Below are 4,816 nucleotides of genomic sequence, written 5' to 3' on the forward strand. Positions count from 1 at the left end.
GTCCCCCTCCGGCCCTCCGGGCCACCTTCCCCCAGAGGGGGAGGATCATCCCCTAACCACCGCCTCGAACGCCGCCCGCGCCTCGACCTTCGCCTTGGCCAATTTCGTCTTCAGCGACCGGAACTCCCGTACGCCCCCGGCCCGCGCCAGCAGGGCCCGGAACGCCTTGGGCTCGGCCTCCGGATCGTGCCCGTCCTCCAGCGCCACCTTCAGCAGTTGCGACAGGTCCTGCTCCAGCCGCCACGCGGACTCCAGCGCCGCCAAGGCCGCCGGGTCGCCCAGGCCCTCGCGGCCCAGCGCCGCCAGCGCCTCGCCGGTGTTCTGGGCCAGAGGACCGCCGGCCTGGGCGTGGATCAACTGCAGGAACTGGGCGGCGAACTCGATGTCGACCAGACCGCCGGGCGTCAGCTTCAGGTCCCAGTCGCCCTTTCCCGGCCGCTCATCCTCCATCAGCTGGCGCATTTCCAGCACGTCGACGGCGGTCTTCCGGGGATCGCGCGCCCGGCGCAGGGCCGCGGCGATCGCCGCCTCGGCCCGGGCCTGGAACGCCGGCGACGAGGCCCAGATCACCCGCGCCCGGGTCAGGGCCTGCAGCTCCCAGGTCTCGGCCTCGCGTGCGTAATAGTCCTCGAACGCCGCATAGCTGACCGCCACCGGGCCCTTGGTGCCCGACGGCCGCAACTTCAGGTCGACCTCGTACAGCGTGCCCTCGCCGGTCGGGGCCGACAGGGCCGAGGTCAGGCGCTGGGTGAAGCGAGCGTAGAAACTCTCCGCGCCCCAAGCCTTCACGGTCGACATGCCCGCCGGATCGTCGGCCGCGTACAGCGTCATCAGGTCCAGGTCCGACTTGGCGGTCATCTCGCGCGAGCCGGCCTTGCCCAAGGCGACCACGGCCACCTGCCCCGGGAACGCGCCGCCCAGCCGCTCGACCTCGGCCAGGGCGGCCGGGGCCAGCCCCCGGACGATCACGTCGGCGAGATCCGCGAAGGCCGCGCCGGCGTCGCGGGCCCCGGCCGTGCCGCTGATCACCCGCACCCCTATCCGGAAGGTCTGGTCGCGGAACAACCGCCGCGCGGCGTCCATCGCGCCCTCGAAATCGGCCGGGTCCCAGGGCGCGTCCTTGGGCATCTCCATCGGTCCGAAGAAGGCCGGGTCCAGCAGGGCGTCCAGGGCCGTGGGCCGTCGCGCCAGGGTGCTGGCCAGGCGCGGGGCGAAGGCCATCACCTCGACGATCAGCTCGAACAGGCGCGGCTGGGCCAGGAACAGCGACTGGATCTGCACGCCGCTGCTTAAGCCCGCGAAGAAGTCGCCGAACCGGTTGAAGGCGTCGTCCGGCGCGCCGGTGGCGTTGGCCGCGTCCAGCAGGCGCGGCGCCAGGCGGGTGAACAGCTCGCGGCCCCGTGCGGTGCGGGTGGCGGCGATGTGGCCGTGGTGCCAGCCGCGGATCGTCGCGGCCACCCTTTCCGGATGCGAGAACCCCATGCGCTTGAGGGTGGCCAGGGTCTCCGGATCATCCTCGACGCCGGTGAACACCAGGCTGCCGAACCGCGAGGACAGCTCTTCCTCGCCCTTGAACAGCGCGCCGTAGCGGCGGTTCACGCCCTTGAGGATCTGGCCGACCGCGGCGTCGAAACCGCGCAGCGTCGGATGGCCCCACAGGGCCGCCACCCTTTTGCGGTCGGTGTCGGACTCCGGAAGCTTGTGAGTCTGATCGTCGGCGATCATCTGGGCCCGGTGCTCCAGGGCGCGCAGGTCGCGATAGGCCTTGATCAGATAGTCGCGGTCCTCGGGCGTGACGCGGCCGGCGTCCGACAGGGCGGCCAGGGCGTCCAGGGTGCGCGGACTGCGCAGGTCGGGGTGGCGGCCGCCCAGGATCAGCTGCTGGGTCTGGACGAAGAACTCGATCTCGCGAATGCCGCCGCGCCCCAGCTTCAGGTCCGCGCCCTTGGCGGTCAGGCGGTCGTCCACCTTGTAGGCGTGGATCTGGCGCTTGATCGAATGGATGTCGGCGATGGCGGCGAAGTCGAGGTTCTTGCGCCAGATGAACGGCTGCAACTCGGCCAGGAACGCCTCGCCGCGCGGCAGGTCGCCGGCGCAGATCCGCGCCTTGATGTGCGCCGCCCGCTCCCAGTTCTGGCCGACGCTCTCGTAGTAGTCGAGCGCCGCGTCGATCGGCATGGCCGGCGGGGTCGAGGAGGGGTCGGGACGCAGGCGCAGGTCGATGCGGAACACGTAGCCGTCGGCGGTGCGCTCGGCCAGCAGCCGGCCCAGGTGGTTGGCGATCCGCACCGCCACGCCCTGGGGCTCGACGCCCTCGGCCACCGGCAAGGCCTCCGGTGCGTAGAAGATCGAAAAGTCGATGTCGCTGGAATAGTTGAGCTCGAAGGCCCCGTGCTTGCCCATGGCGATGCAGAACAGGCCGGGCGCCGGACCGTCCGGCCCTTCGCCCACATGGGTCAGGGCCCCCCGCGCCACCTCCAGCCGCACGGCCTGGGCCAGCGAGGCGTGCAGGGTGGCGTCGGCGAAGCGGGTCAGGGCGGCCGTCACCGCGTCCAGGTCCCAGACCCCGCCCAGGTCGCACAGGGCCGTCAGCAGGTGCAGGTCGGCCTTCAGCTCGCGCATCGCGCGGCGGGCGGTCTCGAAGTCCGGCTCGGCGCCGACGGCTTCGGCCTCGGCCAGGATTTGGGCCAGCCGCGCCTGCGGATCGCCGTCCAGGATCGACGGCAGCCGCTTGGCGTCGCGCCGCGCCAGGCCGGTCAGATAGGGCGAGGCGGAAAACACCGGCGCCAAGGCGGGCCAGGCGGACTCGACCAGGGGCGCGGCCTCGCCGACCCGCCGGGTGATCGTCTCGTGCGCCCGTTCGGCGGCCTTGGGATCGACGACGGGGCCGCAGGGGGCGAGGCGTTCGAGCAAGCGAGTCATGGCGCGCACTGTGGCGCGGGAGGACGGCGAGGTCGAGGCGCGCCCTAACCGGTGAAAAGCTTCACATACTCCTCGACCGGTCGGCGGGTGATCGTATCGTTGATATAGACCTCGATCACACCGTTCTCCGGCTTCAGCATGCGCACGCCCGCCACCCGCATGCGGTCGAACGCGCCCTCGGCGACCTTGGGCTTGAGCACCAGGTCGCGGATGTTGGAGGCGTTGGGCGCGGGCTTCAGCGTCGCCACACCCCGCGCCTGCAGCGCCGCGAACAGCTGATCGGCGGCGGCGAAGGCGGCGCGGTGGCGGGCCTCGAAATCGTCCAGCGCGCCCAGGGCCAGGATCGCGCAGGGCCAGCCCTGGTAGATCGTCCCGCCGAACCGGTGGCGCAGGTCGCGGACCTTGGCGATATCGGCCTTCGAGCCGGCCAGCACCGCCCCGAACGGCGCGTCCAGGTACTTGTAGAGCGAGACATAGACCGTATCGAACAGGGCGGCCGTGCCGGCGATGTCGTAACCGGGCGGGGCCAGCAGCAGGCGCGCGCCGTCCAGGTGCAGTTTGATGTTCTTGGTTTTGGCGTAGGCCGATATTTCGCGGATCAGGGCCAGGTCGACCAATTCTCCGTTCACGCGGCGCACCGGGCTTTCCAGAGAGATCGCTCCGACCCGCAGCGGATAGGGTCCGTTCTCGGCCTCATCCACGGCGGCTTTGATCTCGGCCAGGGTCGGCGCGGCGCGCCCCTCGGCCAGGGCCACCAGGTTCAGCCCCGACAGCAGCTGGGTCGCGTCGCTTTCGTCGCGATAGAGGTGGCTCTCATGCGGGACGATCACCCGCGAGGCGTCGCCGGCCAACACGCGCGCCGCCAGGTGATTGGCCAGGGTGCCCGTCGCCAGGAAGGCGCAGTCCTCCTTGCCCAGCAGCTTGGCGAACCGGGCTTCCAGTTCGGCCACCGCGCCGTTGGCCAGGTAGGAATCGCGTGGCTTGCCCCCACGCTGCACCAGCTCGACCAGACGCTGGGCGGTGTGCTCGGCGTTAGGCGGGGCGGCGTCGCCGACCAGCCAGACGCTACGGGCGTCGACAGGCGGAAAGGACGGCGGCGCGGGCGAGGCGGCCTGTCGGGCGAACGTCAGGGTCGGGGCCGCGGCGCCCAGCATCGACAGCGTCAGAAAGTGGCGGCGATCCATCGGAAACCCTCGGCGATGACAGGACCGCATAACACCGCTCGCACAGATCGCTACGTTAAAGCTTGCTCATGATCGCGCCTGCTTGACAGTCGATGTTACAGGCGTAATCGTTGGGTTCGGAGATCGGAACGCCATGAACATCACTCAGGCCGAAAGCCGCATCATGGAGGCGCTCTGGACGCGCCAGCCCCTGACGGTGGACGAAATCATGGCCGAGGTCGCCGAGGCCCAAGGCTGGGGCGAGGCGACGGTCAAGACCCTGATCAACCGCCTGCTGAAGCGCAAGGCGATCCGCTCGGACCGCATCGAGGGCCGGGCGCGCTATGCTCCGATCATCCAGCGCGCCGACTATGTGCAGGCCGAGAGCCAGAGCCTGCTCAACCGTCTGTTCGACGGCCAGCTGACGCCGCTGGTGGCCCACTTCGCCCAGCACCGCGCCTTGTCGAGCGACGAGATCAAGCAACTGAAGACTCTGATCGAGGGTCTCGAAAAATGATGGCGGAACTGCTGGCCCTGACCCTGTTGCGCACCCAGGCGGCGGCCGCCGCCGCGGTGCTGCTGGTGCTGCTGCTGCGCGGCCCGACCCGCATGGTGTTCGGCGCGCGTCTGGCCTACCGCCTGTGGGCCCTGGTTCCGGTCGCGGCGATCGCCACGGTGTTCCCCAGCCTGTCCGAGACCCTGGGCTCGGGCGCGCCGGCCTCGCTGATGGG

The 4,816-nt window shown here is 70.8% G+C and carries 4 protein-coding genes; 2 read left to right on the top strand and 2 right to left on the bottom strand.

Annotation, left to right across the window (positions count from 1 at the left end):
- Nucleotides 1–45: 45 nt before the first annotated feature.
- Both WAL33_RS14255 and WAL33_RS14260 read right to left on the bottom strand, forming a co-directional pair.
- Nucleotides 46–2,922, bottom strand: coding sequence for a bifunctional [glutamine synthetase] adenylyltransferase/[glutamine synthetase]-adenylyl-L-tyrosine phosphorylase (locus tag WAL33_RS14255; RefSeq protein ID WP_422182181.1), 2,877 nt, complete (start codon nucleotides 2,920–2,922; stop codon nucleotides 46–48).
- 44 nt (nucleotides 2,923–2,966) lie between these two features.
- Nucleotides 2,967–4,106, bottom strand: a complete 1,140-nt coding sequence (locus WAL33_RS14260) for a threonine aldolase family protein (RefSeq protein WP_422182182.1) — start codon at nucleotides 4,104–4,106, stop codon at nucleotides 2,967–2,969.
- A 133-nt stretch (nucleotides 4,107–4,239) separates the two neighbouring features.
- Here WAL33_RS14260 and WAL33_RS14265 point away from each other — a divergent pair, with 133 nt between their 5' ends.
- Nucleotides 4,240–4,602: a BlaI/MecI/CopY family transcriptional regulator gene (locus WAL33_RS14265; protein WP_422182183.1), complete on the top strand. Its 363-nt coding sequence runs from the start codon at nucleotides 4,240–4,242 to the stop codon at nucleotides 4,600–4,602.
- Nucleotides 4,602–4,816: M56 family metallopeptidase (locus WAL33_RS14270; protein ID WP_422182184.1), on the top strand; the 215-nt coding region annotated here is incomplete at its 3' end. The genes WAL33_RS14265 and WAL33_RS14270, both read left to right, overlap by 1 nt.

Origin of the sequence: Caulobacter sp. (assembly GCF_049283275.1) — a bacterium.
In the GTDB taxonomy this organism is placed as follows: domain Bacteria; phylum Pseudomonadota; class Alphaproteobacteria; order Caulobacterales; family Caulobacteraceae; genus Caulobacter.

Coding starts and splice junctions, on each gene's coding strand:
- WAL33_RS14255 (WP_422182181.1), bottom strand. CDS start 2,922: ATGACTCGCTTGCTCGAACGCCTCGCCCCCTGCGGCCCCGTCGTCGAT.
- WAL33_RS14260 (WP_422182182.1), bottom strand. CDS start 4,106: ATGGATCGCCGCCACTTTCTGACGCTGTCGATGCTGGGCGCCGCGGCC.
- WAL33_RS14265 (WP_422182183.1), top strand. CDS start 4,240: ATGAACATCACTCAGGCCGAAAGCCGCATCATGGAGGCGCTCTGGACG.